This is a genomic window from Thermomonas aquatica (assembly GCF_006337105.1).
GTDB lineage: Bacteria > Pseudomonadota > Gammaproteobacteria > Xanthomonadales > Xanthomonadaceae > Thermomonas > Thermomonas aquatica.
The window spans coordinates 2,104,546-2,129,470 of the sequence record NZ_CP040871.1 but is presented as its reverse complement, the minus strand read 5'-3'; the positions used below and the strand labels follow the sequence as shown (position 1 = coordinate 2,129,470).

The window sequence follows — 24,925 nt, the reverse complement described above, 5'->3', positions numbered from 1 at the left end:
CGTCCGGCGAAGCCGCCCACGGGCGGCTTCGTCGTTTCAGGCCGGGCTGCAGGCCGCCGCGCGAGCCGCCAACACTTCGCGTTCGCGCGCATTGCCAGTCAGCTCCGCGGCACGGGAAAACTCGGCGCGCGCCTCGTCGTTCCGTCCGAGTTGCTGCAGCAGGTCGCCGCGCACCGCATGCAGGGGTGCGTAACCCCGCAAGGACGGCACATCGCGCAACGCATCGGCGATCGCCAGGCCGGCCTCGGCGCCGAACGCCTTGCCGACCGCGACCGCGCGGTTGAGCTCCACCACCGGCGACGGCATCGCACGCGCCAGCAGCGCATACAAGCCGGCGATGCGGGTCCAATCGGTGTCTTCGGCACGCAAGGCGCGCGCATGGCAGGCGGCGATCGCGGCCTGCAGCGCGTACGGCCCTTGCGCACCTCCAAGCCGCTGCGCGCGCTCCAGCGCATTGAACCCGCGCCGGATCTGCAGCCGGTCCCAGCGCGCGCGGTTCTGCTCCGGCAGCAGGATCGGCGTGCCGTCCGCCTGCGTGCGCGCCGGCATGCGCGACGCCTGCAGTTCCATCAACGCGAGCAGGCCGAGCGCCTCGGGCTCGTTCGGCAACAGGCCGACTAGTACGCGCGTCAACCGCAACGCTTCCTCGCACAACGCCGGCCGCATCCAGTCCTCGCCGCTGGTCGCGGCATAGCCTTCGTTGAACACCAGGTAGAGGACTTCCAGCACCGCATCCACGCGCTCCGGCAAATCCGCCTTGCGCGGCACCTCGAACGGCACCTGCTTCTCGGCCAGGGTGCGCTTGGCGCGGACGATGCGCTGCGCCACCGTCGTTTCCTGCTGCAGGAAGGCGCGGGCGATCTCCGGCGTGCTCAGGCCGCCGAGCATGCGCAAGGTCAGCGCCACCCGCGACTCCATCGGCAACACCGGGTGGCAGCTGACGAACAGCAGCCGCAGCAGGTCGTCGCCGATGTCGTCGTCCGCCAACCGTTGCGCATCGTCGCCCTGCATGTCGGCCCCGTGCAATTCCAGTTCGATGCCGTATTCGCCTTGCTTGCGCGCGTGCAGCTGGCGCTGGCGGACGTGGTCGATGGCGCGGTGCTTGGCCGCGGTCATCAGCCACGCCGCCGGGTTGTCCGGCACGCCCTCGCGCGGCCAGCGTTCCAGCGCGCCGACCAGCACGTCCTGCGCCAGTTCCTCGGCGGTGTCGATGTTGCCGGTGATGCGGGTGAGCCGCGCCAGCAACTTCGGCGATTCCATCCGCCACAAGGCGTCGAGGCGGCGATGGACGGCGGCATCATTCATGCCGCCGATCACACCATCGCCCGCCGCCACGACGCAAGCCTCGAACGTCTACTGCGACGGGAACTGCGCTTCGTCCATGTAGAACACTTCCCACTGGTGTCCGTCCAGGTCGGCGATGCCGCGCTGGTACATGAAGCCGAAGTCCCTGGGCTCCGCGTATTCGACCGCGCCCTTGGCCAGCGCCTTGCCGACGAAGTCGTCGACCTCCGCACGGCTGTCCACCGAGATCGCCAACAGGGTTTCGGTGACGGCCTTCGCGTCGGACACCGGCTTCTTGGTGAACGTGGCGAAGTAGGGTTCGACCAGCAGCATCACGCTGGTGCTGTCGTTGACGATCATGCAGGTGGCGTTTTCGTCGGTGAACTTGGGGTTGAACGCGAAACCGAGCGCGGCGAAGAAATCGACGGTGCGCTCGAGGTCTTTCACCGGCAGGTTGACGTAGAGGTTGCGGGGCATGACGAAGTCTCCGTCGAAAAGGATTCGTGTGATGGCGCCTGTCGCCGGGTGTTCGCGCAGCGGCATTCCGCGCCGTGCAGCGAATGCCCGGCGGCAGATGCCCTCATGCCGGGATCACGGCATCGGCTTGTTGCAATTGACCATCCACGGCTTGCCGTAGCGGTCCTCGAACATGCCGAAGCGATGCGACCAGAAGGTTTCGGTCAGCGGCATCTGCACGTTGCCGCCGGCCGACAGCGCGGCGAACACACGCTCGGCCTCCTCGATGGTCTCCACCTCGATGTTGACCGTGGTGTCGTTGCGGCCGTCGATCTTCTCGCTGCCGTTGCAGCCCATGATCGAATCGCCGCCCATGATCGAGGCGCCGCCGGCCACCAGGTTCACGTGCGCGATCTGCGACTTGGCCTCCTCCGGCAGCGGCGGCTGGTCCGGCGACGACGGCATGTCGCCGTAGGTGATCGATGCGACGATCTCGCCGCCCAATGCCCCGGCGTAGAAATCGAACGCGGCGCGGCAGTCGCCGTTGAAGAACATCAGGTACGGGATCAGCTTCATGGTGTCGCTCCTGGTGGTCGTGGTTTCAGTTGCCGAGGCGTTCGCGCAGGGCTTCTTCCTGCGCGCGCAGCTCGGGGGTGAATTCGGCGCCGAAGTCCTCGGCCTCGAAGATCGGGCGGATTTCCAGTTCGGACGGGCCCGGCATCGGGTTCGGGCAACGCTTGGCCCATTCGATCGCCTCGTCCATCGAGCGTACCTGCCACAGCCAGAAGCCGGCGACCAACTCGCGGGTTTCGGCGAACGGGCCGTCGATCACCCGCCGTTGCGGGCCGTCGAAGGCGACGCGCGCGCCGCGCGCGCTCGGGTGCAGGCCCTCGCCGGCCAGCATCACCCCCGCATTGACCAGCTCTTCGTTGAACTTGCCCATCGCTTCCAGCAGTTCGGTGCTCGGCATCGCGCCGGCTTCGGAATCGGCCGTGGCCTTGACCATCACCATCACTTTCATGTCGTGCTCCTTGGTGGCATCGGGTCGGCGTGTCCGCCCTTCAAGCAGTACGACGGACGACAACGGCACGGATCGACACGCCATCGAAAAATCTTTTCGCATTCAGGTTGTAGCCCGCTGCCGAGGCCGGCATGATCCGCGCTCGACCCGCCGTGCCACGATCCGGAGCCTGCGATGCAATTCCTGACCCTGATCCATACCGACCCGGAACGCCTGGCCGAGTTGCCCGCGGGGGAATTCGACCGCCTGATGCGCGGCTGCTTCGAGAAGGCCGATGCATTGCGCGAAGCCGGCTGCCTGCTCGGCTCGCAGCAGCTTGAAAGCCACGAAACCGCGCGCACCCTGCGCGTCCGCGATGGCGTGGCGCGGATCACCGACGGTCCGTTCGCCGAGACCCGCGAGTTCCTGGCCGGCTTCAACCTGATCGAGGCCGCCGACATCGACGAGGCGATGCGGATCGCGCAGCAGTTCCCGTGGGCGCGCTTCGGCAGCATCGAGGTGCGCCCGGTGCGCGACATGGGCGCGGTGCGCGAACGGGTCGGCGCCGCCTAGGCGAACGACGCGGGAAACCCCGACGCCGGAAACCGGCACTCACTGAATGCCGCACGGGCCTGCCGTGGCGATGCTGGATGCATCGCCCACGGAGAACCGCGATGGACCTGCGCACCGCCCTGCTGCTCGCCCTGTTGTTGCCCGCCATCGGCATGCCGCTGCCGGCCGCCAGCGCGGGCCCGCAGGTACCGGCGCCGATGCTGGCGACCCGCTTCGGCACCGGCATCGGCGACCTTGCCGGCTACCTGGTCAGCGAGAAACTGGATGGCGTGCGCGCCCGCTGGGACGGCAAGCGCCTGCTGACCCGCAATGGCGATGCCATCGACGCGCCCGCCTGGTTCACCGCGGACTGGCCGGCGCAACCGATGGATGGCGAGTTGTGGTGCGGTCGCGGCGAGTTCCAGCGCATCAGCGACCTGGTGCGCGCACTGCAGCGCGACGATGCGCAGTGGCGGCGGGTGCGCTTCATGGCCTTCGACCTGCCGGCCGACGGCGGCGGCTTCGGCCGGCGCAGCGCGCGCCTGCGTTCGCTGGTGTTGGCCGCCGATGCGCCGACGCTGGCCGTGATCGCGCAGACGCCGATCCGCGGTCGTGCGGCGCTGGATGCGCGGCTGCAGGCGGTGGTCGCCGGCGGCGGCGAAGGCCTGGTGCTGCATCGCGCCGATGCGCGTTACCGCGCCGGGCGCAGCGACGACCTGCTCAAGTTCAAGCCGTCCGACGATGCCGAAGCGCGGGTGGTCGGCTATCGCCCGGGCAAGGGCAAGTACGCCGGCCTGGTCGGCGCGCTGCTGGTGCAGGATGCGCACGGCCGCCGTTTCGCGCTGGGCAGCGGCTTGCGCGATGCCGACCGCGCCCATCCGCCGCGGATCGGCGCGCAGGTCACGTTCCGCTACAACGGCCTCACCGCGAAAGGCACGCCGCGCTTCGCCCGCTACCTGCGGGTGCGCCCCGATCGCTGATCGCCGGACCAGGCCGGGCGCCGCGATGCAGCGCCCGCGCGCTATTCGGCGTCCACCCCGGCCAGGTCCAGCACCCACTGCGGCACCGCCGGCTCGCCGGCATAGAAGTCTTTCGCCTTCTTTTCGGCCATCGCCCAGCGATGCAGCCAACTCGGGCCGTAGCGGCCCTCATAGCCGTCGGCGCGGGTATACGCCGGATCGCGCAGCGCCTGGTCGAGGCCGATCGTGGTGTAGCCGCGGCGGCGCACGCCCGCGACCAGTTCCGCATAGGTCGCCGCGTTCAGTGCATTGGCATGCATCAGCCACACCTGCGGCAAGGCGTAGCCGAGCAGCGCCTGCGATTGCCGCTCGTAGTAGTCGACCTTGTTCAGCATGTACGGGACGTAGCCTTCGCGCAGGCGGCGCAAGGTGTCGGCGCGCAGCGGCGTGTCCGGCTGGCCGTCGAGCACGTTCTCGTAGGCGAAGGCCCAGACCCACTCGCCGTTGTCGACCGTCACCGGCGCGATCCGGTAGCCGTGCCGCGCCAGGAAATCGCGCACCGCGGCCTTGTCCGCCTGGGTCCTGCCGGCGCGCAGGTAGGGATGGCGGAACCAGCGCGGCCGCATGCCGCGCTCGGCCAGCAGCGGACGCAACCGGCGCTCGCCTTCCAGGATCGCCTTCTCGTAGGCGGGGATGCCGACCTCGTGCAGGTCGACGTGCCCGTAGGTGTGGTTGCCGAGTTCGGCGCCGGCCTCCAGCCCGTCGCGCAGCATCGCCACCCGCGCCGGCTGCACCACGCCATCGACTTCCAGCTTGTCCTCGTTTACGAAGCCGACCACCGGCGCCTTCGCCTGCTTCAACTGCGCGATCAGCTGGGCGTGGCGCGAACGCAGGTCGGCCTCGGCGGTCTTGCCGATGCGCTGCCACGGCAGGTCGTCGATGGTGATGGCGATGCGCCGGTCGGGCGCCTGCGCCGCCGCCAGCGAACAGCACAACGCGAGCAGCGCGGCCAGCGTGCCGCGCATCGCCGATCCGGCGGGCGTCACGGCTTGCGATAGAGGTGCACGAAGCGGTCGGTCTTGCCGCGGATCGCCGGATCGAACACGTTCTTGCTGCGGTCGTCGTCCGCATTGCGCAGCACCGGGATCGCCGCTTCCCATTGCAGGCCGTGCCTGCGGAAATCGGCGATGGCGAACTGCTCGTCGATGCGGTGCAGGTCCTGCGCGGCGGCGCTGCCGGTGCCTTGCTTCGCGCTGTGGTCGACCACCAGCAGCACGCCGCCCGGCTTCAGCGCGCGCACGACCTGGTCGAGGAACCGGCCGGCATCGACCTTCGGCCAGCCCATCTTGTCGTCGACCCAGTACAGGTCGTGGTAGGACATCACGATCACCGCGCCGTCGAGCACGCCTTCGCCGATGCCCAGCGCATCGCTGGGGCCGACCACATGGGTCACGTTCGGCAGGCGGTTGTTGGCCAGGCGCTCGGTATAGCCCTTCTTGCCGAAGGCGTCGTAGCCGGGGTTGTTGACCAGCAGCACCTTGCCGTCCGGGCCGACGATGCCGGACAGGATCTCGCTGTAGTAACCGCCGCCGGCAAGGATGTCGGCCACGGTGTCGCCGCGCTTGAACTTCGCCAGCGCCAGCACTTCGGCCGGCTTGTCGCGGGCGTCGCGCTGCCTGTCGTCCGCCGAACGCGACGGACTGGCCAGCACCGCAGCGATGTCGGAAGAGGAGGCGCCGCCCATGCTGGCGCAACCGGAAAGCGAGGCGAGGGCGATGCAGGAAGCGAGCAACAGGCGACGCATGGCGGGCTCCGGTCGGCGGGCGATCCGCGCATGATGCGCCTTCCGTCCGCGCGCACGCGGGCCGGAGGTCATGGATTGGCAAGCTCGGCACACACCCGGTTGCGGCCGCGCCGCTTGGCCGCGTACATGGCGCGGTCGGCGGTGGCGATCAGCCGTTCCGGCGGCCATGGCACCGCGGGAAGGGCGGTGGCCACGCCCACGCTCACGGTGACGTGCGCCGCCACCGGCGAGGCCGGATGCGGCATCGCCTTGGTTTCCACCGCGACGCGCAGGGCCTCGGCGATCGCGGTCGCGGCCGCCAGGTCGCGGCCCGGCAGCAGCAGCACCAGTTCCTCGCCGCCGAAGCGGGCGACCAGGTCGCCTTCGCCCTGCACGAACTCGCCGCAGATGCGCGCGAGCTCGCGCAGGCATTCGTCGCCATGCAGGTGCCCGCAGGCGTCGTTGAGCGGCTTGAACGCATCGGCATCGACCATCAGCAGCGACAGCGGCCGGCCCTCGGCGGCCATCCGCCGCCAGCCCATGTCCAGCTCGCGGTCGAAGCAGCGCCGGTTGGCGATGCCGGTCAGGCCGTCGATCATCGACAGCTGTTCCAGCCTGTGGTTCACCTGCTGCAGTTCGTTGGCCATGCGCGCGAAATGGATCGCGCCGGCGACCAGGTCGGCGACCGCATCGAACACCGCGCAGGCCTCCGCATCGAAAAAATCGGTGCGCGTGCTCTCGATGTTGAGCACGCCGTGCATGCGCTGGCGATGGCGGATCGGCACCAGGTATTCGCTGCGCACCAGGTCGTTGCCGGCCACGTAGTCGGGATCGACCCTCACGTCGGCGATCAGCTGCGGCGTGCCCAGCCGCGCGCAACGGCCGGCGCAGCCGCGGCTGACCGGCCAGTCGCCGGTGGCCTCCAGCGGCGACAGCGTCCACTCGCCGGCCCAGACCTCGTGCACGAAGTACGCGTGGGCCTCGTCGAGCAGGATCACGCTGGCGATCGCCACCGGCAGCTCCGCCACCAGGCAGGCGCAGGTGCCCTGCATCATGGCCTCGAGGTCGGCGCCCTGCAGGGCCTCGCGCGCGATCCGCACCAGGATCCGGGTCAGGGTGGCATTGCGCGCGGGCGCGTCGCGCCCGTCCCAGGGCGCAGCCGGGAGTTCCGCGGTCGAGTTGTCGGCGGCGTCGTTGGCCATGTGCTCCCCCCGTCGCCGGCAGTCTACGCCTGCGCGGGCGCTGTTCGTCGGCCGATCCCGGGCTTCGTCGCGCGCAGCCTTCCGCCGGCGGTCGGCCTCGCTATGCTCCGTGCTCGTCTCCAGACACGCACCGGCCAGGCCGCCCGCATGCTCAAGTCCCTGTTCAAGCAGTTGTTCTTCGTCCTGCGCATCGCCATCGCCTGGGGCCTGGCGGTGATGCTGGTCGTCAGCCTGTACTCCAGCATCCCGTTGATCGGCCGATTCGATCTGCCGGCGGTGCTGTTCTCGATGGCGACGATGGCGCTGGTGGTGACCGGCGCGTTCTCGCACCTGCACCGGGTGCGCCTGATCGCCGGCCGCACCGATGCCGACGCGCTCAGCAACCGCCAGAAGCGGCTGGTCGAGATACCGCTGGAACCCGGCGAGGCCTTCGACCTGCTGGACGCCGCGATCCGCGAACTGCCCGGCATCGAACAGGTGCAGAGCGCCCGCGACAGCCTGCAGCTCAAGGCCAAGGTGGCGCGCCCGCGCACCTACGGCGAGCACCCGCTGCGGCGCTGGAACCCGCTGCTGTGGTTCGGCCTGCCGCGCAACCAGCTGCAGGCCACGGTCACCCCGGGCGAGGACAGCGGCCGCGTCACCCTGATCTGCGAGCCGGAAAACCCGGCATGGAGCGACTGGTTCCTGGTCGACGACGGCACCAACTACGAGAACGCCGAGGCGATCGTGCGCGCGATCACCCGCCGCATCGGCGCGCTGCGCCGCGGCGAACAGGCCAGCGCCGCGCAGACCGCAACCCAGAAGGAACTGACCGAGGCCAAGCTGCACCTGCTGCACGCGCAGGTCGAGCCGCACTTCCTCTACAACACCCTGGCCAGCGCGCAGCTGCTGACCCGCAGCGACCCGGCCCGCGCCGAATCCATGCTCGGCCACCTCATCCAGTACCTGCGCCGTTCGCTGCCGAACGCCGAGGACGAGATGTCGACGCTGGGCGCGGAACTGGAACGCGCGCTGGCCTACCTCGAGATCCTCAAGATCCGCATGGGCGACCGCCTCGACGTGCAGGTCGACGTCCCCGAAGCGCTGCGCGCCACCCCGCTGCCGGCGATGATGCTGCAGACCCTGGTCGAGAACGCGATCAAGCACGGCCTGGAGCCGCGCACCGGCGGCGGCACCGTGTGGCTGCGCGCGCGCCGCGACGAAGGCGGCGTGGCGGTCACCGTGGCCGACAACGGCGAAGGCTTCAACACCAAGACCAGCGGTACCGGGATCGGCCTGAAGAACGTGCGCGAACGCCTGCGCCTGCGCTACAACGGCGACGCCAACCTGAGCGTGATCGCCAATTTCCCGGCCGGCGTGGCGGCGACGATCACCGTCCCCGCGACCGCGCCGCAGCGGAGCAGCCGCCATGACTGACGCGCGCACCTGCATCGTCGCCGAGGACGAAGCGATCCTGCGCCATTCGCTGGTCGCCGAGCTCAGGCGCGCATGGCCGGCATTGCAGGTCGTCGCCGAATGCGAGGACGGCGCCAGCGCGGTGGAAGCGCTGGCCGAGCACACCCCGGACGTCGCCTTCCTCGACATCCGCATGCCCGGCCTGACCGGCCTGGAAGTCGCCGCCCTCGCCGCCGAAGCCAGCCCGCGCACGAAGATCGTGTTCGTCACCGCATACGACCAGTACGCGATCGACGCCTTCGAGCGCGGCGCGATCGACTACCTGCTGAAGCCGGTGAAGCCGGAACGGCTGGACGCCAGCGTCGCCCGCCTGCAGGCGCAGGACGCGTTGCCGGATGCGGCGATGCTGGCGACGCTGCTGGACAAGCTCGGCGCATTGCCGAACTCGGCCGGCGCGGTGGAACCGCTGACCTGGCTGACCGCCAGCGCGGGCCGCGAGACGCGGCTGATCCTGGTCGACGACGTGGCCTATTTCCAGGCCGACCACAAGTACACCACCGTGGTCACCGCCGAGGGCGAGGCGCTGCTGCGCACGCCGCTGCGCGAGTTGCTGCCGCGGCTGGACGCCAATAGCTTCAAGCAGATCCACCGCTCCACCATCGTCAACCTGAGGGCGATCGCCGGCATCGTCCGCGACGACAGCGGCCGCGGCACCGTGCGCCTGCGGCATCGCCCGGAAACGCTCACCGTCAGCCAGCCGTTCATGGCCCTGTTCAAGCACATGTAGCGCCGGCGGCATGCCGTGCCGGCATGCGCCTGACGCCACTCCCCCGCGCCGCCCCACCACGAGGTGCAACATGCCCAGGTTCATCGTCCTCGCTCGATTCCTGCTTTCGCCGCTGCTGGTGATCCTCTCCGCCTGCGGGATCGGCGGCACCAGCTACAGCAACCGCATCGGCGACAACGGCCACGACACCCTGTACAGCAAGGCGCGCGTGGAAGACGGCGTAGCGCGCTTCCATTGCCTGGAAAGCGACAGCGGCAGCTGCCATTACACGCTCTACCCGGCGGCCTGCGCCGGCAAGGCGGACTGCGCGCTCGCCCCGCTGCAGCGCTTCACGGTGGCGCGTGGCGAGGACCGCCAGATCGCCGGCCTGCACGACTTCCGCGTGTGCGTCGCCATCGACGACAAGGCGCTCGGCGCGGATTGCGAACCCGCGGCGGCCAGCAAGCCGTTCTGAGCTTGCTGCGCCGCTGCACGGCCAGATGCCGGTGCCCGCCATCGACGCGACGCAACGCCGAAGCGCGTGCGGCTACCATCGGGCGATGAACTACCTCGCCCACGCATGGCTGGCCCGGCATGCGGACGACGCGATCCTCGGCGCGCTGCTCGGCGACTTCGTGTTCGGCCAATCCGCGCTGCAGGACTGGCCGCCGCCGATCCGCGCCGAGATCGTCCGCCATCGCCGCATCGACCGTTACACCGACGAGCATCCGGCGGTGGTCGAAGCACGCGGCCTGTTCGATGCCGCCGGCCTGCGCCGCTATGCCGGCATCGTGCTCGACGTGTATTTCGACCATTGCCTGGCGCGCGATTGGATGCGCTGGAACGACATGCCGCTCGAGGCGTTCACCGCGCGCGTCTACCGCGTGCTGCGCGAACATGGCGAGGAACTGCCGCCGCGCCTGCACGCCATCGCCCCGCGGATGGCCGCGCACGACTGGCTGGGTTCCTACGCGCGCCGCGGCAACGTCGACCATGCCGTGCACGGCATCGCCACCCGGCTGTCGCACAATGGCGATCGCCTGGTCGAATGCCTCGACGTGCTGCGTGCGAACGAAGCGGCGGCGGATGCCGCGTTCGAGGGGTTCTTCCCGGACCTGATCGACGCGGCGGCACGGATGCGCCTATAAACTCCGACGCGATGCGACGCGCCAGGAGGGCGCCCATGCGAACCTGGTTGATCGCCGCGCTTGCCGCGCTGCTGCTGACATTCCTTCCCGCGCAGGCGCAGGTACGGCTGGATCGCTACCTCAAGCAGGACAGCTACGGCCGCATCAAGATCTCGCCCGACGGCCAGTACTACGCGGCGACCGTGCAACTGGAGGATCGCGTCGGCCTGGCCATCCTGCGGCGTTCCGACAAGAAACTGGTGACCGGCGCTTCCGGGGCGAAGGATTCGGTGATCGACGATTTCTGGTGGGCCAGCGACGACCGGGTGGTGATCGCCATGGCCGAGCGCCTCGGCAGCCGCGACCAGCCCTTCAGCACCGGACAGCTCTACGGCCTCGGCCTGGACGGCAAGCGGATCAAGGTGCTGGTCGGGCGCGAGGACAACCCCGGGCTGGTGGCCACCATCTCGATCAACCCGCAATGGGAGATGGCCACGCTGATCGACCCATTGCCCGACGACCCGCGCAACGTGCTGATCTCGGCATGGAAGCTCGGGCCCGAGCCGTTGACCGTGGTCGACAAGCTGGACGTGTACAGCGGCCGCCGCGCGCGGGTGGCGACCGCGCCGGTCAACCGGGCGGTCTTCCTCAGCGACGCCAACGGCCGGGTCCGCTTCGCGCGCGGCGCGAAGAACGACAACTACAGCAAGCTGTACTACCGCAATGGCGACGGCGACGACTGGCGGCTGGTCAACGACCAAGCCGAGAGCGGGCGCGTCGAATCGGCGCTCGGGTTCTCCGCGGACGGCCACATCGCCTACCTCGAGGTCACCCAGGACACCGGCCCGGACGCCATCGTCGCCTGGGACACGCGGACCGGCGAGCGCAAGCAGGCGCTGCGCGACCCGTCCGTCGATCCATACGCGGTGATCCTGGACCGCGACGGCCATACCCTGCTCGGCGTGCAGTACATGGACGGCCGCGTGCATGCCCGCCTGCTCGAAGGCGGCGGCGAAGGCGCGCGCCTGTACCGTGCGCTGGAGCAGGCATTCCCCGATGCCGCGGTCAACGTCACCTCCTACACCCGCGACGGCCTCGCGCTGGTGCAGGTCTGGAACGACCGCACGCCGGGCGACACCTACCTGTTCGACCCGGCCACCATGAACGTCAACGGCGTGTTCGTGGCACGCGAATGGTTCGACCCGGCCAAGCTGCCGAAGATGCGGCCGGTTTCCGTCCGCGCGCGCGACGGCCTCGCGCTGCAGGGCTACCTGACCCTGCCGGCCGGTGCCGCGGAAGCTGCGCCCTTGCCGATGGTGGTGATGCCGCATGGCGGGCCCTACGGCATCTTCGACGAGTGGGCCTTCGACGACGACACCCAGATGCTGGCCGAAGCCGGCTATGCGGTGCTGCGCATCAATTTCCGCGGCTCCGGCAACTACGGCCAGCGCTTCCGGCAGGCGGGCGCGCGCCAATGGGGCGGCGCCATGCAGGACGATCTCACCGATGCCACCCGCTGGGCGATCGAACAGCGCATCGCCGATCCCGCGCGGATCTGCATCTACGGCGCCAGCTACGGCGGTTATGCCGCGTTGATGGGCGCGGCCAGGGAACCCGACCTCTACCGTTGCGCGGTGGGTTATGTGGGCGTGTACGACCTCGAGGAAATGCACCGCCGGGATTCCGCCGCCAGCCGCTCGATGCGCAACTGGGTCGACGATTGGGTCGGCGAGCGCGACGGCCTCGCGTTGCGCTCGCCCGTCGGCATGGCCGCGCGGATCAAGGCGCAGGTCCTGCTGGTCGCGGGCGGCGCCGACCAGATCGCGCCGATCGTGCACAGCAAGCGGATGGCGAATGCACTGGCCAAGGCCGGCAACCCGGCGCAAACCTTGTTCTTCGATACCGAAGGACACGGCTTCTACACCACCGCCCACCGCCGCGAGTTCTACCAGACGCTGCTGGACTTCCTCGCGCGCAACCTGGGCGGCGCGCAGGCCGCGAAGGGCGAAGCGGAGGGTGCGGCGGGCGGCGGCTGAGCGTAGCGGCGCCGGCCGCGGCGGGACCGGCGACACCGCCGCCGCATCGAGATCGATCAGCCTGCCGCAGCCTCGGCCGCGGCGTCGCGCCCGCGCAGGTCGCGCCGCGCCAGCGCGTACACCAGCAAGCCGCCGATCGCGGTGGCGGCACCGACATACCCGGTCGAAGTCCAGCCGTAGCCGGCGGTGATCGCCATCCCGCCCAGCCACGGGCCCAGCGCATTGGCGGCGTTGAACGCCGCGTGGTGGGAGGCGGCGGCCAGCGTCTGCGCATCGCGGGCCACGTCCATCAGGTGCGATTGCAGCACCGGCCCCAGCGCGCCCATCGTCGCCACCGCCAGCACCAGTGGCAGCACCGCCCAGGCCGACTGCGCGGCCAGCGGGAACAGCAGGAGGATGAGCATCGACCAGACCAGCACGATGGCGGCGGCGCGGAAGCCGAAGCGGTCGAACAGCCAGCCGCCGGCCAGGGTGCCGAGGATGCTGCCGATGCCGAATGCCATCAGCGCGAACGGGATGAAGCCCTCGCCGACGCCGGTGACCTGCAACAAGGTCGGCGTGAGGTAGCTGAACACCGCGAACATGCCGGCGAAGCCGATCGCGCCGACGCCCAGCGTCAGCCATACCGGCGCGCGGTTGAAGTCGCGCAGTTCGCGCAGCGCATCGGTGCGCGGCGCGCCCATGCCGGCGGGCAGGCGCCAGGCGGTCATCGCCATCGTCGCCAGCGCGATCAGGCTGACCAGCGCGAACGCGTAACGCCAGCCCATCACTTGCCCCAGCCAGGTCGCCAACGGATTGCCAACCAACAGCGCCACCGACAGACCCAGCATCACCCGCCCGACTGCGGTGCCGCGCTGTTCCGGCGGACTGATATGCGCGGCGACCAGCGCGGCCACGCCGAAGTAGGCGCCATGCGGCAGGCCGGCGATGAAGCGCGCCAGCATCAGCGTGTGGTAATCCGGTGCCAGCGCGCAGGCCAGGTTGCCGACCGCGTAGAAGCCCATGAAACCCAGCAGCAGGCTGCGGCGTCGGCGCCTGGCGCCGAAGATCGCCAGCAGCGGCGCGCCGACCACCACGCCCAATGCGTAGGCGCTGATCACATGGCCGACCTGCGGCTCGGTGACGCCGAGGTCGCGCGCCATCTCGCTGATCAGGCCCATGATCACGAACTCGCTGGTGCCGATGGCGAAGCCGCCCATCGACAGCGCGAACAAGACCCATGCGACCTGCCGCGACGACAGCGCGGCATGCAGCGGGATCGCGGATTCCGTATTCGCCATTGGCTTATTGTGCACCGCAGCATCAGCTGCCGACGGTGAATACGTTGGCAAGCAGCGACTGGGGCAGGCGCAACGCGGCGCGAAGGCTGCTCGCGATTCCGCCGCGGGCGCAAAAAAGAACCCGCCAGCGGCGGGTCGATCGGGGGAAAGGTGCCGGGCGGATGCAGGCCGGAGACGGCCGGCCCACATCCGCTCGACGGGGAAGCGGGAACCTCGGCCTACCGGCCGGGCCGCGCGGGGAGGTCGCGGCCCAACCGGCAGCCTCGGTTCAACGGCAACGGAAGATGGTGGCCGACGAGCTCGCGTAGTGGCGGTTGCTGCCATAGCCGCTGCTGCTGCCGTAGCCAACGCCGAAATCGCGTTCGCGGTGGATGCGGGCCGGTGCCGCGACACCGTCCCCACGGCGTGGGGTCAGGCGGCGCTCGACGAAGGCCATCGGACGGGGGGACTCGGTGCGAAACATGAACGGCTCCTGTATTGGTGTGCTGGTAATGTAAAACACTAAGACGACAGTCCGCATGGGCTGGAAGTCATGGCGGTCGCGGTCGATGGGATTCGTTCAGCTAACCTGCATCCCATCCACTGGAGAAAGAGATGCCGAAACCGGCCGCCGGGTTGCAACGCTGTTTCTGGAGCGACGGCTCCGAGCTCTACGACGGCTACCACGACCGCGAATGGGGCCGCCCGGTCACCGACGACATCCGCCTGTTCGAGAAGATCAGCCTGGAAGGCTTCCAGGCCGGGCTGAGCTGGATCACCATCCTGAAGAAGCGCGAGGCGTTCCGCGCCGGCTTCGACGGCTTCGATTTCCGCAAGGTCGCGAAGTATTCGGAAGCCGACGTGCAACGCCTGCTGGCCGATGCCGGCATCGTCCGCCATCGCGGCAAGATCGAAGCGGTCATCAACAACGCCGGCCGCGCGATCGAACTGCAGCGCGAGTTCGGTACGCTGGCCCGCTACTTCTGGCGATACGAAGTCGACGTCTCCAAGCGTCCGAACAAGCTCACCGTCGAGGTGCTGCGCGGCTTCACCACCGCGCCGGAAGCGATCGCCCTGTCGAAGGACCTGAAGAAGCGCGGCTGGAAGTTCGTCGGCCCGACCACGATGTACGCCTTCATGCAGGCGATGGGCCTGGTCAACGACCACCAGCACGACTGTTTCGCGCGCACCGAGGTCGACGCCCTGCGCAAGGCCCTGCCCCGGCCCTGACGTTCACCCCGGCATCGCGCGCGGTTGGCGACAGTCGCATATCGCGCCACCGAGGATCCCGCCATGCGCCTGCTCGTCCTGTTGTTCGCCATCGCCATGCCGGTGGTGGCCTGGCTCTCCAATACCGGCACCTTCGGCCCCGACAACGGGACGATGTCGGATCGCTACCCCACCCTGCTGGTCGCCGCCGGCTACGCCTTCGCGATCTGGGGCCTGATCTTCCTGCTCGACCTGGTCTACGCCGTCTGGCAAACCACCGGCATGCGCAAGACCGACGACACCGCGGCGCGCATCGCACCATGGGCCGCGGCGGGCTTCGCGCTGACCACGCTGTGGATGCCGCTGTTCTCGATGGGCCAGTTCTGGCTGTGCCTGCTGGTGATCTTCGCCGCGACCTTCTGCCTGATCCGTTGCGCGATGATCCTGTCGCACGACCGCACCCCGCAGGAAGGCCAGTGGCTGTGGGCGTGGCTGCCGCTGTCGCTGCACGCCGGCTGGCTGTCGCTGGCGGCGTTCCTCAATCTGGCGCAGGTGGTCGTGGCCTACCAGCTGGCCTCCACCACCCACCAGCTGCCGTGGAGCCTGGTGCTGTTCGCGCTGGCCGCGTTGCTGCTGCTGATGGTCAACCTGCGCATGCGCGGCAACATCGACTACGTAATGGCCGCGCTGTGGGCGCTGGTCGCGGTGTACGTGAAGCAGTCCGACAGCGGCCTGCCCGGCGCACAGACCGCGGCATGGGTCGCCATTGCCATCGCCGTGGTGCTGTTGCTGCAGACGGTACTGTTGCGCCGCAAGTATCCGGGCGGCCTGCTGCCGAACCCGGCGCGCGCGCCCGACTGACGTCCTGCACATTGCGCGATGCGCGTGGCGATGGCACAACGTCATCGCCACCGCCGCCGTGAGTCCAAGCCAATGCGTCGATTCGCCGTCCTGCTCGCCCTGCTGTCCTGCCTCGGCATCGCCCACGCCGCCGAAGCGCAGGCGGCTTCGCCCACGGCCCGCGTGCGCGTGACCTTCGACCGCGACGGCATCACCAGCACGCAAACCTCCGGCTATGCCAATCCCGCGAGCAAGCGCGCGATCGGCATCGACGATCCGGTGCGGATCGCCTCGATCAGCAAGCTGGTGCTGGCGATCGGGGTGATGCGGCTGGTCGAACAAGGCAAGCTCGACCTCGATGCCGATGTCTCGAAGACGCTGGGCTGGACGCTGCGCAATCCGAACTTTCCGAACAAGAAGATCACCCTGCGCCTGCTGCTCTCGCACACCGCCAGCCTGACCGATGGCGCCGGCTACTGGCAGGTGCCGCTGGACGGCGAATTCCGCAAGCTGCTCGACGACCCGAAGGCCTGGGACGCGCAGCACGCGCCCGGCACCTACTGGCGCTACGCGAATGTCGGCTTCCCGCTGATCGGCGCGGTGATGGAGCGCAGCACCGGCGAACGCCTCGACCTGCTGATGCAGCGGCTGGTGATCAAGCCGCTGGGCCTGCACGCCTGCTACGGCTGGCCGACCTGCGACGATGCCACCGCCGCGCGCGCGGTGGTGCTGTACGGCGAAGGCAAGCCGCAAGTCGACGACAACCAGGGCAAGAAGCCGGCCTGCGGCATCACCAAGGCCAGCGACGGCAGTTGCGACCTGAGCAAATGGCGCGCCGGCGCCGCGCCCAACGTGTTCGGCCCGCAAGGCGGCCTGCGCATTTCCGCCAGCGACCTGTCGAAGATCGGCCGCCTGTTGCTGGGCGATGGCGAAGTCGATGGCGTGCGTCTGCTCACGCCGGCATCGGTACGCGCGATGATCGGCCCGCAATGGAGCTGGAAGGACGGCAACGGCCTGACCCTCGAGGAAGACGATCCGATCCGCACCAAGGGCGGCTTCACCTGCCGCTACGGCCTGGCCGTGCACACCCTGGCCACCGGCCTGCCCGACTGCGGCGACGATCCCTTCGGCGACGGCGTGCAGCGCATCGGCCACAGCGGCAATGCGTATGGGTTGCTGGCGGGGTTGTGGGTGGATCGGAAGGCCGGCACCGGGGTGGTGTATTTCAGCACCGGCAACGACAAGCCGGAGGCGGGGGAGCGGTCGGCGTTTAGTCGGGTTGAGGAGCAGAGCGCGGCGGGTTGGTGATCAAAAACAATAATTCGGCGAAAGCCTGACATCCCAATGACCTGCCGCCTTTTGCATTCCAGCGATTAGATCGTCTAAAGAACCAACCACCTTCAAAAGAACCAACCACCTTCAAAACCACCAAATCAGCCTCCGTAGCCTCTCGCAGGTCAACAAATTCGTGATATGCGTGGTCGAGATCAGACGGTCCATCATCACATTCGATCAGATGCGTCTCATAGAGTGAAGGAACACCCACCTGTTCCGCGACAAACAAATCCGCCCACTCAAGGCATCCACGAAGCGTTTCTCGAAAACCATGCGGACCGCCAACCAACAGCAATGCCCCGTATGTCTTCCAATTACCTGCATCGCGGTACATGTATTCGAACACGCAGTGACGGTTATCCACGATTTTCCCGATGACCAATTGCCCACTTCAGAGACTAGGCTAGGTATTTCGCAGCACACGAGACTGGCTTAAGCAGGTCCGGAGAAGTGCTGCTACCCTGGGATAGCGCCCGGGGACGCAATGGACAGTTAAGAAATGCAAAGCGATAAAGCGGAATCAATCGTATGTCGCTGGCTTTATGGTGCGCGATTCGAGGAGTTTGTCCGGCAGAGCAGCGACGAGATTCTTGGTGAGATGGCTCGCCGAGCAGGCGGAGATCTCGAACTCACGCAGAACAACGCTTGGCAAGAACAAATTGAAATTCTTAAGGCACTCAAACTTGCGGATTTAGAACAATCTTCCGCCAAAATCTACTTCGAATACACGATTCCTCGTCTGGGTCGACGGGTAGATGTGATTCTTATCGTCGGGCACGTTCTCTTCGTTGTTGAATTCAAAGCCGGCGAGTCCCAGTTCAATGTTTCCGCACTTGACCAAGTTTGGGACTACGCGCTTGACCTTAAAAATTTCCACGACGCGAGCCATAGCATCTGCATCGCGCCTGTGCTGGTGGCCACCAAGGCCAAATCTCAAACGATTGAACTGCATTACACATTGCACGACGATGATCTTGTTCGTCCGATTCGAGCCAATGCGGATGACTTGCAGGAAGTCGTCGCGCAGACTCTAACTTTCCTGAAAGCACCACGCATTGACATTTCCAACTGGGAAAGCGGTCGCTACTTGCCAACACCAACAATCGTTGAAGCAGCCCGCGCTTTGTACGCCGGCCATTCGGTTGAAGCGATCTCTCGAAGTGATGCCGGCGCGCAGAACCTATCTGCCACATCGAAAGCCATTGATCAGATTATTGAGGACGCACGCAGCTCGGGGAAGAAGGCCATCTGCTTCGTGACAGGCGTACCGGGGGCCGGCAAGACGCTTGTAGGGCTCGACGTGGCTAACCGACACCTCGACAAAGACAGCGCAACCTACAGCGTCTTCTTATCTGGCAACGGCCCGCTAGTTGCCGTACTGCGAGAAGCCTTGGCACGAGACACCGTTGCACGAGCCTCTATCCAAGGCATGACTATCAGAAAAGGTGAAGCACGCCAGAAGATCGCGACCTTCATCCAGAACGTTCACCACTTTCGCGATGACTGCCTTGCAGATGAAGGAGCTCCACCAGAGCACGTTGTCCTATTCGATGAAGCACAGCGCGCATGGACGCTGGAGCAAACGACCAACTTCATGGCGCGAAAGAAGAACCGACCGGGCTTCAATCAATCCGAACCGGAGTTCCTGATTTCCTGCGTCAATCGCCACCAAGATTGGGCCGTTGTTGTTTGCCTCGTTGGCGGCGGACAGGAGATCAATACCGGCGAGGCCGGTATCAGCGAATGGCTGGATGCAGTTCTCAAACGATTCAGAGACTGGGAGGTGCATTTATCGCCTAGCCTCACGGAATCCGAGTATCGAAGCGACGATTCACTCAAGAAAGTGCTCGCACTGCCCACAACCAAGCGCAACCACGACCTACACCTTGCGACATCGATGCGCTCCTTCCGCGCCGAATCGCTCAGCAAATTTGTCCGTGAAGTCTTGGATATTGAGCAAGAAGCTGCAAAACGAACTCTTGCACAAGTCGTCGCACGTTATCCAATCAAGATCACCCGTAACCTCGGCATTGCGAAGCAATGGCTACGCGACCAAGCGCGTGGCTCTGAACGCTACGGCATCGTGGTGTCTTCGCAAGCACAACGACTCAAGCCACACGCGATTGATGTTCGCGTCAAGACCGACCCGGTCAAATGGTTTCTGGATGGCAAGGAAGACACCCGATCCTCCTACTACCTCGAAGACGTTGCCACCGAATTCCAAGTGCAAGGACTTGAGCTGGACTGGGCTTGCGTGGTGTGGGACGGCGATCTTCGCTTCAACGGAACTAGCTGGTCCCACCACGAGTTCAAAGGCACTCGCTGGAATCGAATCAAAAAACTCGAACGTCAGATCTATCTGAAAAATGCCTACCGGGTTCTGTTGACGCGTGCGCGCCAAGGCATGGTTCTCGTTGTGCCAAATGGCAGCGATGAAGATCCAACTCGCGCTGCGAGTTTCTACGACCCAACATTCGAATACTTCAAATCAATTGGACTGCAGGAACTGCCATGAAAAAAGCGGCCATCGGCCGCCTTTTTCACTTCTAACGGCAGACCCGATCAAGCCAACAGCGGGTTCTGCTTCTCCGCATCCAGCTTGTATAGCTTGATCGCCCGCGCCACGTCCTTGGCGGTCAGCTTGCCATCCGCCGCCAGCGCCGCCACCGCCGCATGCGCGACATGGAAGCGATCCACCTCGAAATGCCGGCGCAGGTTCGCGCGGGTATCGCTGCGGCCGTAGCCGTCGGTGCCGAGCACGCTGTAGCGCATCGGCACGTATTCGCGGATCTGGTTGGCGAAGGTGCGGACGTAGTCGGTGGCGGCGATGGCCGGGCCGCTGCGGCCTTCCAGTTGCTGGGTGACCCATGCCTTGCGCGGGGCCTTGGCTTCCGGGTGGAACCTGTTCCAGCGTTCGGCATCGACGCCGTCGCGGGCCAGTTCGGTGAAGCTGGGGCAGGACCAGAGGTCGGCCTTGATGCCGAAGTCGGCATCCAGCAGGTCGGCGGCGGCGATCACCTCGCGCAGGATGGTGCCGCTGCCCAGCAGCTGCACGCGCAGCTCGCCCTTCCTGGCCTTGCCGGCGTCCTTCAGCAGGTACATGCCCTTGATGATCCCCTCCGCGCTGCCTTCCGGCATCTCCGGATGGCTGTAGTTCTCGTTCATCAGGGTGATGTAGAAGTACTCGTCCTGCTGCTCGGCCAGCATCCGCTGCATGCCGTGCTGGACCACGGTGACCACTTCGTAGGCGAAGGTCGGGTCGTAGCTGCGCACGTTCGGGATGAAGCTGCTCTGGATGTGCGACTGGCCGTCCTCGTGCTGCAGGCCTTCGCCGTTGAGGGTGGTGCGGCCGGCGGTGCCGCCGAGCATGAAGCCGCGCGCGCGCATGTCGCCGGCCTGCCAGGCCGAATCGCCGACGCGCTGGAAGCCGAACATCGAGTAGTAGATGTAGAACGGCAGCATCGGCAGGTCGTTGGTGCTGTAGCTGGTCGCCAGCGCCAGCCAGCTGGAGAACGCGCCGGCCTCGGTGATGCCTTCCTCCAGCACCTGCCCGGCCGCGTCCTCGCGGTAGAACATCAGCTGGTCGGCGTCCACCGGCTTGTACTTCTGGCCCTGCGGGGCGTAGATGCCGAGCTGGCGGAACAGGCCTTCCATGCCGAAGGTGCGCGCCTCGTCGGCGACGATCGGCACGCAGCGCGGGCCGACCTGCTTGTCGCGCAGGATGATGTTGAACATCTGCACGAAGGCCATGGTGGTGCTGATCTCGCGCTCGCCGGTGGACTTCAGCAGGCGCTCGAAGGTGGCCAGCGGCGGCACTTCCAGCGATTGCGTGGCCTTGCGCCGGCGCTGCGGCAGGTAGCCGCCCTTCTGCGCGCGGCGTTCGCGCATGTATTCCATTTCCGGCGACTTCTCGTCCGGGCGGAAGAACGGCACGTTGCCGTCCTTGAACTGGGCGTCGTCGATCGGCAGCTTGAAGCGGTCGCGGAACGCGCGCACCGCGTCGTCGTCCAGTTTCTTGGTCTGGTGGGTGGGGTTCAAGGCCTCGCCGGCGGTGCCCATGCCGTAGCCCTTCACCGTCTTGGCGAGGATCACGGTCGGCTGGCCGACGGTCTTCACCGCCGCGTCGTAGGCCGCGTACACCTTGTGCGGGTCGTGGCCGCCGCGGTTGAGGCGCCAGATGTCGTCGTCGCTCATGTTGGCGACCATCGCCAGCGTTTCCGGGGTCTTGCCGAAGAAATGCTCGCGGGTGTACGCGCCGCCGAAGGCCTTGCAGTTCTGGTATTCGCCGTCGACGGTTTCCATCATGACCTTGCGCAGGATGCCCTGCGTGTCCTTGGCCAGCAGCGGATCCCAGTAGCCGCCCCAGATGGTCTTGATCACGTTCCAGCCGTGGCCGCGGAACGCGCCTTCCAGTTCCTGGATGATCTTGCCGTTGCCGCGCACCGGGCCGTCCAGGCGCTGCAGGTTGCAGTTGATGACGAACACCAGGTTGTCCAGGCCCTCGCGGCCGGCCACGCCGATCGCGCCCAGCGATTCGGGTTCGTCGGTCTCGCCATCGCCGAGGAAGCACCACACCTTGCGGTCGGTCTTCGGCATCAGCCCGCGCGCCTCCAGGTACTTCCAGCTGCGCGCCTGGTAGATCGCGGCCAGCGGGCCCAGGCCCATCGACACCGTCGGGGTCTGCCAGAAATCCGGCATCAGCCACGGGTGCGGGTAGGAGGAAATGCCGCGGCCGTCGACTTCCATGCGGAAGTTGTCGAGCTGCGATTCGCTGATCCGGCCCTCAAGGAAGGCGCGCGCGTAGATGCCCGGCGAGCTGTGGCCCTGGATGTACAGCAAATCACCCGGGTGATCGGCACTGGGGGCGCGCCAGAAGTGGTTGAAGCCAACGTCGTACAGGGTCGCCGAGGAGGCGAAGCTGGCGATGTGCCCGCCCAGGTCGCCGGGCTTGCGGTTGGCGCGCACCACCATCGCCATCGCGTTCCAGCGGATCATCGAGCGGATCCGCCATTCCATGGTGGGATCGCCCGGGAACGCCGGTTCCAGGTGGGTGGGGATGGTGTTGATGTATTCGGTGGTGGGCGCGAACGGCAGGTGCGCGCCGGCGCGGCGGGTCAGCTCGACCATGCCTTCCAGCAGCTGGTGCGCGCGGCCGGCGCCGTCGTGGTCGATGACCGCCTTCAGCGATTCGATCCATTCCCGCGATTCCTGCGGGTCGGGATCGTTCTGCAGCATTTCGTTGAGCCAGTTCATCGCGTGCTCCATCGCCAAAAGATCGGTCGGAGGGCGAGTCTAGCAAGCGATCCGCGGCGCGTGATGCTGCGCCGCAGCCTAAATCTGGTTTTACCCGGATGTTTTCTTTTCGCCGCGCATTTCCGCGCGGATCTGCGCTTCCACCGCCACGATCGCGCTCATGTTGACGATCCGCCGCGACGAGGACGACGGGGTCAGGATGTGCGCCGGCTGGTCCAGGCCCATCAGGATCGGGCCGATGGCGACGCCGCCGGTGGCCACGCGGATCAGGTTGTAGCCGATGTTGGCGGCGTCCAGGTTCGGCATCACCAGCAGGTTGGCGCGGCCCTTGAGCCGGGTGTTGGGGAAGATGCGCTGGCGCAGCGCCTCGTCCCAGGCGGTGTCCGCCATCATCTCGCCGTCGACCTCCAGCTTCGGCTGGCGCTGGCGGATGATCTCGTAGGCGCGGCGCATCTTCAGCGCGCTGGCGTCCTGGTGACTGCCGTAGTTGGAATGCGAGAGCAGCGCCACCTTCGGCTCGATGCCGAACAGCTTGAGCCGGTAGCTGGCCATCAGGGTGGCCTCGGCGATCTGCTCCGCGCTCGGGTCGAGCTGCACATGGGTGTCGAGGAAGAACCAGGCGCCGGCATCGTTGATCACGCCGGTCATCGCCGCGGTGCCGGTGACGCCCTGCTCGAAGTCGAACACGCTGCGCATGTAGCCCAGCTTCTTGTGGAAGCGCCCGACGATCCCGGTGATCATCGCGTCCGCCTCGCCGCGCTCCACCATCAGCGCGGCGATCAGGGTCGGCCGCGAGCGCATCAGGTTGCGCGCCGCGCTCGGGGTGACGCCGCGGCGCTCGGTCAGCGCGTGGTACTGGCGCCAGTAGTCCTCGAAGCGCGGATCGTCGCCGATGTCGGTCAGTTCGAAATCGACGCCCTCGCGCATGCGCAGGCCGAGCTTGCCGATGCGCTTGTTGATCACGTCCGGCCGGCCGATCAGGATCGGGAAGGCCAGGCCTTCGTCGATCACCGTCTGCACCGCCTGCAGCACCACGTATTCCTCGCCCTCGGCGTAAACCACGCGCTTGCGGTCGCTGCGCGCGCGCTCGTACACCGGCTTCATCATCAGGCTGGTGCGATAGATGAACTGGCCGAGTTTTTCCTTGTAGGCCGCGAGGTCGGCGACCGGGCGCTCGGCGATGCCGGACTCCGCCGCCGCCTTCGCCACCGCCGGCGCCAGCATGGTCAACAGGCGCGGGTCGAACGGGCGCGGGATCAGGTACTCCGGGCCGAACTTCGGCACTTCGCCGCCGTAGGCGCTGCCGAGGTCGGAGGCTTCCTTGCGCGCGAGTTCGGCGATGGCGCGCACGCAGGCCAGCTTCATCGCTTCGTTGATTTCCGTCGCACCGGCATCCAGCGCGCCGCGGAAGATGTAGGGGAAGCACAGCGCGTTGTTGACCTGGTTCGGGTAGTCCGAACGGCCGGTGGCGATGATGCAGTCCGGGCGCACCTGCTTCGCGTCTTCCGGCAGGATTTCGGGATACGGATTGGCCAGGGCGAGGATGATGGGTTTCTCCGCCATTGTCGCCACCATCTCCGGCTTCAGCACGCCGCCGGCGGACAGGCCCAGGAAGATGTCGGCGCCGGCGACGATGTCGGCCAGCGTGCGCTTGTCGGTGTCGCGCGCGTAGCGCTGCTTGTCCGGGTCCATGTGGCCGCGGCCGGTGTACAGCACGCCGTCGCGGTCCACCGCCAGGATGTTCTCCGGCTTCATGCCCAGCGCCACCAGCATGTCGAGGCAGGCGATGCCGGCCGCGCCCGCGCCGGAGGTGGCCAGCTTGACCGTGGCGATGTCCTTGCCGGTGATCTCCAGCGCGTTGAGCACCGCGGCGCCGACGATGATCGCGGTGCCGTGCTGGTCGTCGTGGAACACCGGGATGTTCATCCGCTCGCGCAGCTTGCGCTCGACGATGAAGCATTCCGGCGCCTTGATGTCTTCCAGGTTGATGCCGCCGAAGGTCGGTTCCAGCGAGGCGATGATGTCGACCAGCTTGTCGGGGTCGCGCTCGTTGATCTCGATGTCGAACACGTCGATGCCGGCGAACTTCTGGAACAGCACGCCCTTGCCTTCCATCACCGGTTTGCCGGCCAGCGGGCCGATGTCGCCCAGCCCGAGCACGGCGGTGCCGTTGGTGACCACCGCGACCAGGTTGCCGCGCGCGGTGTATTCGCTGGCCAGCTTGGGATCGGCGGCGATTTCCTCGCAGGCGTAGGCCACGCCCGGCGAATAGGCCAGCGCCAGGTCGCGCTGGGTCACCATCGGCTTGGTCGCGCTGACCTTGATCTTGCCCTTCGGCTCCAGCGAGTGATAGTCGAGGGCGGCCTGTTTCAGGTCGTCGTTGCCGGGGGTATCGGACATCTGCGCTAACCCATTCTGCGGATGGGAGATGATACCGCTTCGCCCATCCATGGCCCGCCCGGCGGCACG

23 protein-coding genes are annotated in these 24,925 nt (G+C 67.3%); 11 read left to right on the top strand and 12 right to left on the bottom strand.

Translation table 11 applies throughout. From position 1 onward, the window contains the following. Positions 1 to 36: 36 nt before the first annotated feature. From FHQ07_RS10040 to FHQ07_RS10025, 4 genes are all read right to left on the bottom strand, one after another. On the bottom strand, positions 37 to 1,305 hold the full coding sequence (locus FHQ07_RS10040; protein WP_139716672.1) for an RNA polymerase sigma factor: 1,269 nt from the start codon (positions 1,303 to 1,305) through the stop codon (positions 37 to 39). A 48-nt stretch (positions 1,306 to 1,353) separates the two neighbouring features. Beyond that, entirely contained in the window at positions 1,354 to 1,761 is a 408-nt protein-coding gene (locus FHQ07_RS10035) for a VOC family protein (RefSeq protein ID WP_139716671.1), read from the bottom strand. Positions 1,762 to 1,875: 114 nt separating this feature from the next. Continuing rightward, positions 1,876 to 2,316 carry a VOC family protein gene (locus FHQ07_RS10030; RefSeq protein WP_139716670.1) on the bottom strand — a complete coding sequence of 147 codons (441 nt, stop codon included), beginning with the start codon at positions 2,314 to 2,316 and terminating at the stop codon, positions 1,876 to 1,878. A 25-nt stretch (positions 2,317 to 2,341) separates the two neighbouring features. Next, positions 2,342 to 2,761 carry a YciI family protein gene (locus FHQ07_RS10025; RefSeq protein WP_139716669.1) on the bottom strand — a complete coding sequence of 140 codons (420 nt, stop codon included), beginning with the start codon at positions 2,759 to 2,761 and terminating at the stop codon, positions 2,342 to 2,344. 174 nt (positions 2,762 to 2,935) lie between these two features. On the opposite strand from FHQ07_RS10025, the gene FHQ07_RS10020 reads away from it, so the two are divergent. Together FHQ07_RS10020 and FHQ07_RS10015 are read left to right on the top strand one after the other, a co-directional pair. Beyond that, the gene (locus FHQ07_RS10020; RefSeq protein WP_139716668.1) at positions 2,936 to 3,313 is read left to right on the top strand and encodes a YciI family protein; all 378 of its coding nucleotides are present in this window, start codon (positions 2,936 to 2,938) and stop codon (positions 3,311 to 3,313) included. A 101-nt stretch (positions 3,314 to 3,414) separates the two neighbouring features. Continuing rightward, positions 3,415 to 4,272: a DNA ligase gene (locus FHQ07_RS10015; protein ID WP_139716667.1), complete on the top strand. Its 858-nt coding sequence runs from the start codon at positions 3,415 to 3,417 to the stop codon at positions 4,270 to 4,272. Between the two features lie 41 nt (positions 4,273 to 4,313). On the opposite strand, the gene FHQ07_RS10010 is transcribed toward FHQ07_RS10015, so the two are convergent. The 3 genes from FHQ07_RS10010 to FHQ07_RS10000 all read right to left on the bottom strand — a co-directional run bounded on the left by FHQ07_RS10010 (position 4,314) and on the right by FHQ07_RS10000 (position 7,236). Then, positions 4,314 to 5,276: a polysaccharide deacetylase family protein gene (locus FHQ07_RS10010; RefSeq protein ID WP_139716666.1), complete on the bottom strand. Its 963-nt coding sequence runs from the start codon at positions 5,274 to 5,276 to the stop codon at positions 4,314 to 4,316. Between the two features lie 17 nt (positions 5,277 to 5,293). Next, a complete protein-coding gene (locus FHQ07_RS10005) occupies positions 5,294 to 6,055 on the bottom strand; it encodes a class I SAM-dependent methyltransferase (protein WP_139716665.1) in 762 nt (253 codons plus the stop codon). 68 nt (positions 6,056 to 6,123) lie between these two features. Further along, positions 6,124 to 7,236, bottom strand: coding sequence for a sensor domain-containing diguanylate cyclase (locus FHQ07_RS10000; RefSeq protein WP_139716664.1), 1,113 nt, complete (start codon positions 7,234 to 7,236; stop codon positions 6,124 to 6,126). Positions 7,237 to 7,383: 147 nt separating this feature from the next. Between FHQ07_RS10000 and FHQ07_RS09995 the strand changes: the two genes are divergently transcribed. From FHQ07_RS09995 to FHQ07_RS09975, 5 genes are all read left to right on the top strand, one after another. Next, on the top strand, positions 7,384 to 8,652 hold the full coding sequence (locus FHQ07_RS09995) for a sensor histidine kinase (RefSeq protein WP_139716663.1): 1,269 nt from the start codon (positions 7,384 to 7,386) through the stop codon (positions 8,650 to 8,652). Further along, the gene (locus FHQ07_RS09990) at positions 8,645 to 9,418 is read left to right on the top strand and encodes a LytR/AlgR family response regulator transcription factor (RefSeq protein ID WP_139716662.1); all 774 of its coding nucleotides are present in this window, start codon (positions 8,645 to 8,647) and stop codon (positions 9,416 to 9,418) included. Before FHQ07_RS09995 ends, FHQ07_RS09990 begins: the two co-directional genes overlap by 8 nt. 70 nt (positions 9,419 to 9,488) lie before the next feature. Beyond that, complete coding sequence (locus FHQ07_RS09985; RefSeq protein ID WP_139716661.1) at positions 9,489 to 9,872, top strand: hypothetical protein; 384 nt, start codon at positions 9,489 to 9,491, stop codon at positions 9,870 to 9,872. Between the two features lie 85 nt (positions 9,873 to 9,957). Beyond that, complete coding sequence (locus FHQ07_RS09980; RefSeq protein WP_139716660.1) at positions 9,958 to 10,545, top strand: acyl carrier protein phosphodiesterase; 588 nt, start codon at positions 9,958 to 9,960, stop codon at positions 10,543 to 10,545. A gap of 35 nt (positions 10,546 to 10,580) precedes the next feature. Then, positions 10,581 to 12,560, top strand: coding sequence for an alpha/beta hydrolase family protein (locus FHQ07_RS09975; RefSeq protein WP_139716659.1), 1,980 nt, complete (start codon positions 10,581 to 10,583; stop codon positions 12,558 to 12,560). 56 nt (positions 12,561 to 12,616) lie between these two features. Here FHQ07_RS09975 and FHQ07_RS09970 read toward each other — a convergent pair whose 3' ends face one another. Both FHQ07_RS09970 and FHQ07_RS09965 read right to left on the bottom strand, forming a co-directional pair. Continuing rightward, on the bottom strand, positions 12,617 to 13,840 hold the full coding sequence (locus tag FHQ07_RS09970) for an MFS transporter (protein ID WP_139716658.1): 1,224 nt from the start codon (positions 13,838 to 13,840) through the stop codon (positions 12,617 to 12,619). A gap of 268 nt (positions 13,841 to 14,108) precedes the next feature. Next, positions 14,109 to 14,303 carry a hypothetical protein gene (locus tag FHQ07_RS09965; RefSeq protein ID WP_139716657.1) on the bottom strand — a complete coding sequence of 65 codons (195 nt, stop codon included), beginning with the start codon at positions 14,301 to 14,303 and terminating at the stop codon, positions 14,109 to 14,111. 131 nt (positions 14,304 to 14,434) lie between these two features. On the opposite strand from FHQ07_RS09965, the gene FHQ07_RS09960 reads away from it, so the two are divergent. From FHQ07_RS09960 to FHQ07_RS09950, 3 genes are all read left to right on the top strand, one after another. Next, the gene (locus FHQ07_RS09960) at positions 14,435 to 15,049 is read left to right on the top strand and encodes a DNA-3-methyladenine glycosylase I (protein WP_139716656.1); all 615 of its coding nucleotides are present in this window, start codon (positions 14,435 to 14,437) and stop codon (positions 15,047 to 15,049) included. A gap of 63 nt (positions 15,050 to 15,112) precedes the next feature. Beyond that, complete coding sequence (locus FHQ07_RS09955) at positions 15,113 to 15,889, top strand: hypothetical protein (RefSeq protein WP_139716655.1); 777 nt, start codon at positions 15,113 to 15,115, stop codon at positions 15,887 to 15,889. A gap of 72 nt (positions 15,890 to 15,961) precedes the next feature. Then, positions 15,962 to 17,176: a serine hydrolase domain-containing protein gene (locus tag FHQ07_RS09950; protein ID WP_139716654.1), complete on the top strand. Its 1,215-nt coding sequence runs from the start codon at positions 15,962 to 15,964 to the stop codon at positions 17,174 to 17,176. Here FHQ07_RS09950 and FHQ07_RS09945 read toward each other — a convergent pair. Then, entirely contained in the window at positions 17,139 to 17,549 is a 411-nt protein-coding gene (locus tag FHQ07_RS09945) for a hypothetical protein (RefSeq protein WP_139716653.1), read from the bottom strand. The two genes, FHQ07_RS09950 and FHQ07_RS09945, sit on opposite strands and share 38 nt — an antisense overlap. A gap of 153 nt (positions 17,550 to 17,702) precedes the next feature. On the opposite strand from FHQ07_RS09945, the gene FHQ07_RS09940 reads away from it, so the two are divergent. After that, positions 17,703 to 19,718, top strand: coding sequence for a DUF2075 domain-containing protein (locus FHQ07_RS09940; protein ID WP_139716652.1), 2,016 nt, complete (start codon positions 17,703 to 17,705; stop codon positions 19,716 to 19,718). 47 nt (positions 19,719 to 19,765) lie between these two features. On the opposite strand, the gene aceE is transcribed toward FHQ07_RS09940, so the two are convergent. After that, on the bottom strand, positions 19,766 to 22,456 hold the full coding sequence (aceE, locus tag FHQ07_RS09935) for a pyruvate dehydrogenase (acetyl-transferring), homodimeric type (RefSeq protein ID WP_139716651.1): 2,691 nt from the start codon (positions 22,454 to 22,456) through the stop codon (positions 19,766 to 19,768). 90 nt (positions 22,457 to 22,546) lie between these two features. Beyond that, positions 22,547 to 24,856: an NADP-dependent malic enzyme gene (locus FHQ07_RS09930; RefSeq protein WP_139716650.1), complete on the bottom strand. Its 2,310-nt coding sequence runs from the start codon at positions 24,854 to 24,856 to the stop codon at positions 22,547 to 22,549. Positions 24,857 to 24,925: the final 69 nt, after the last annotated feature.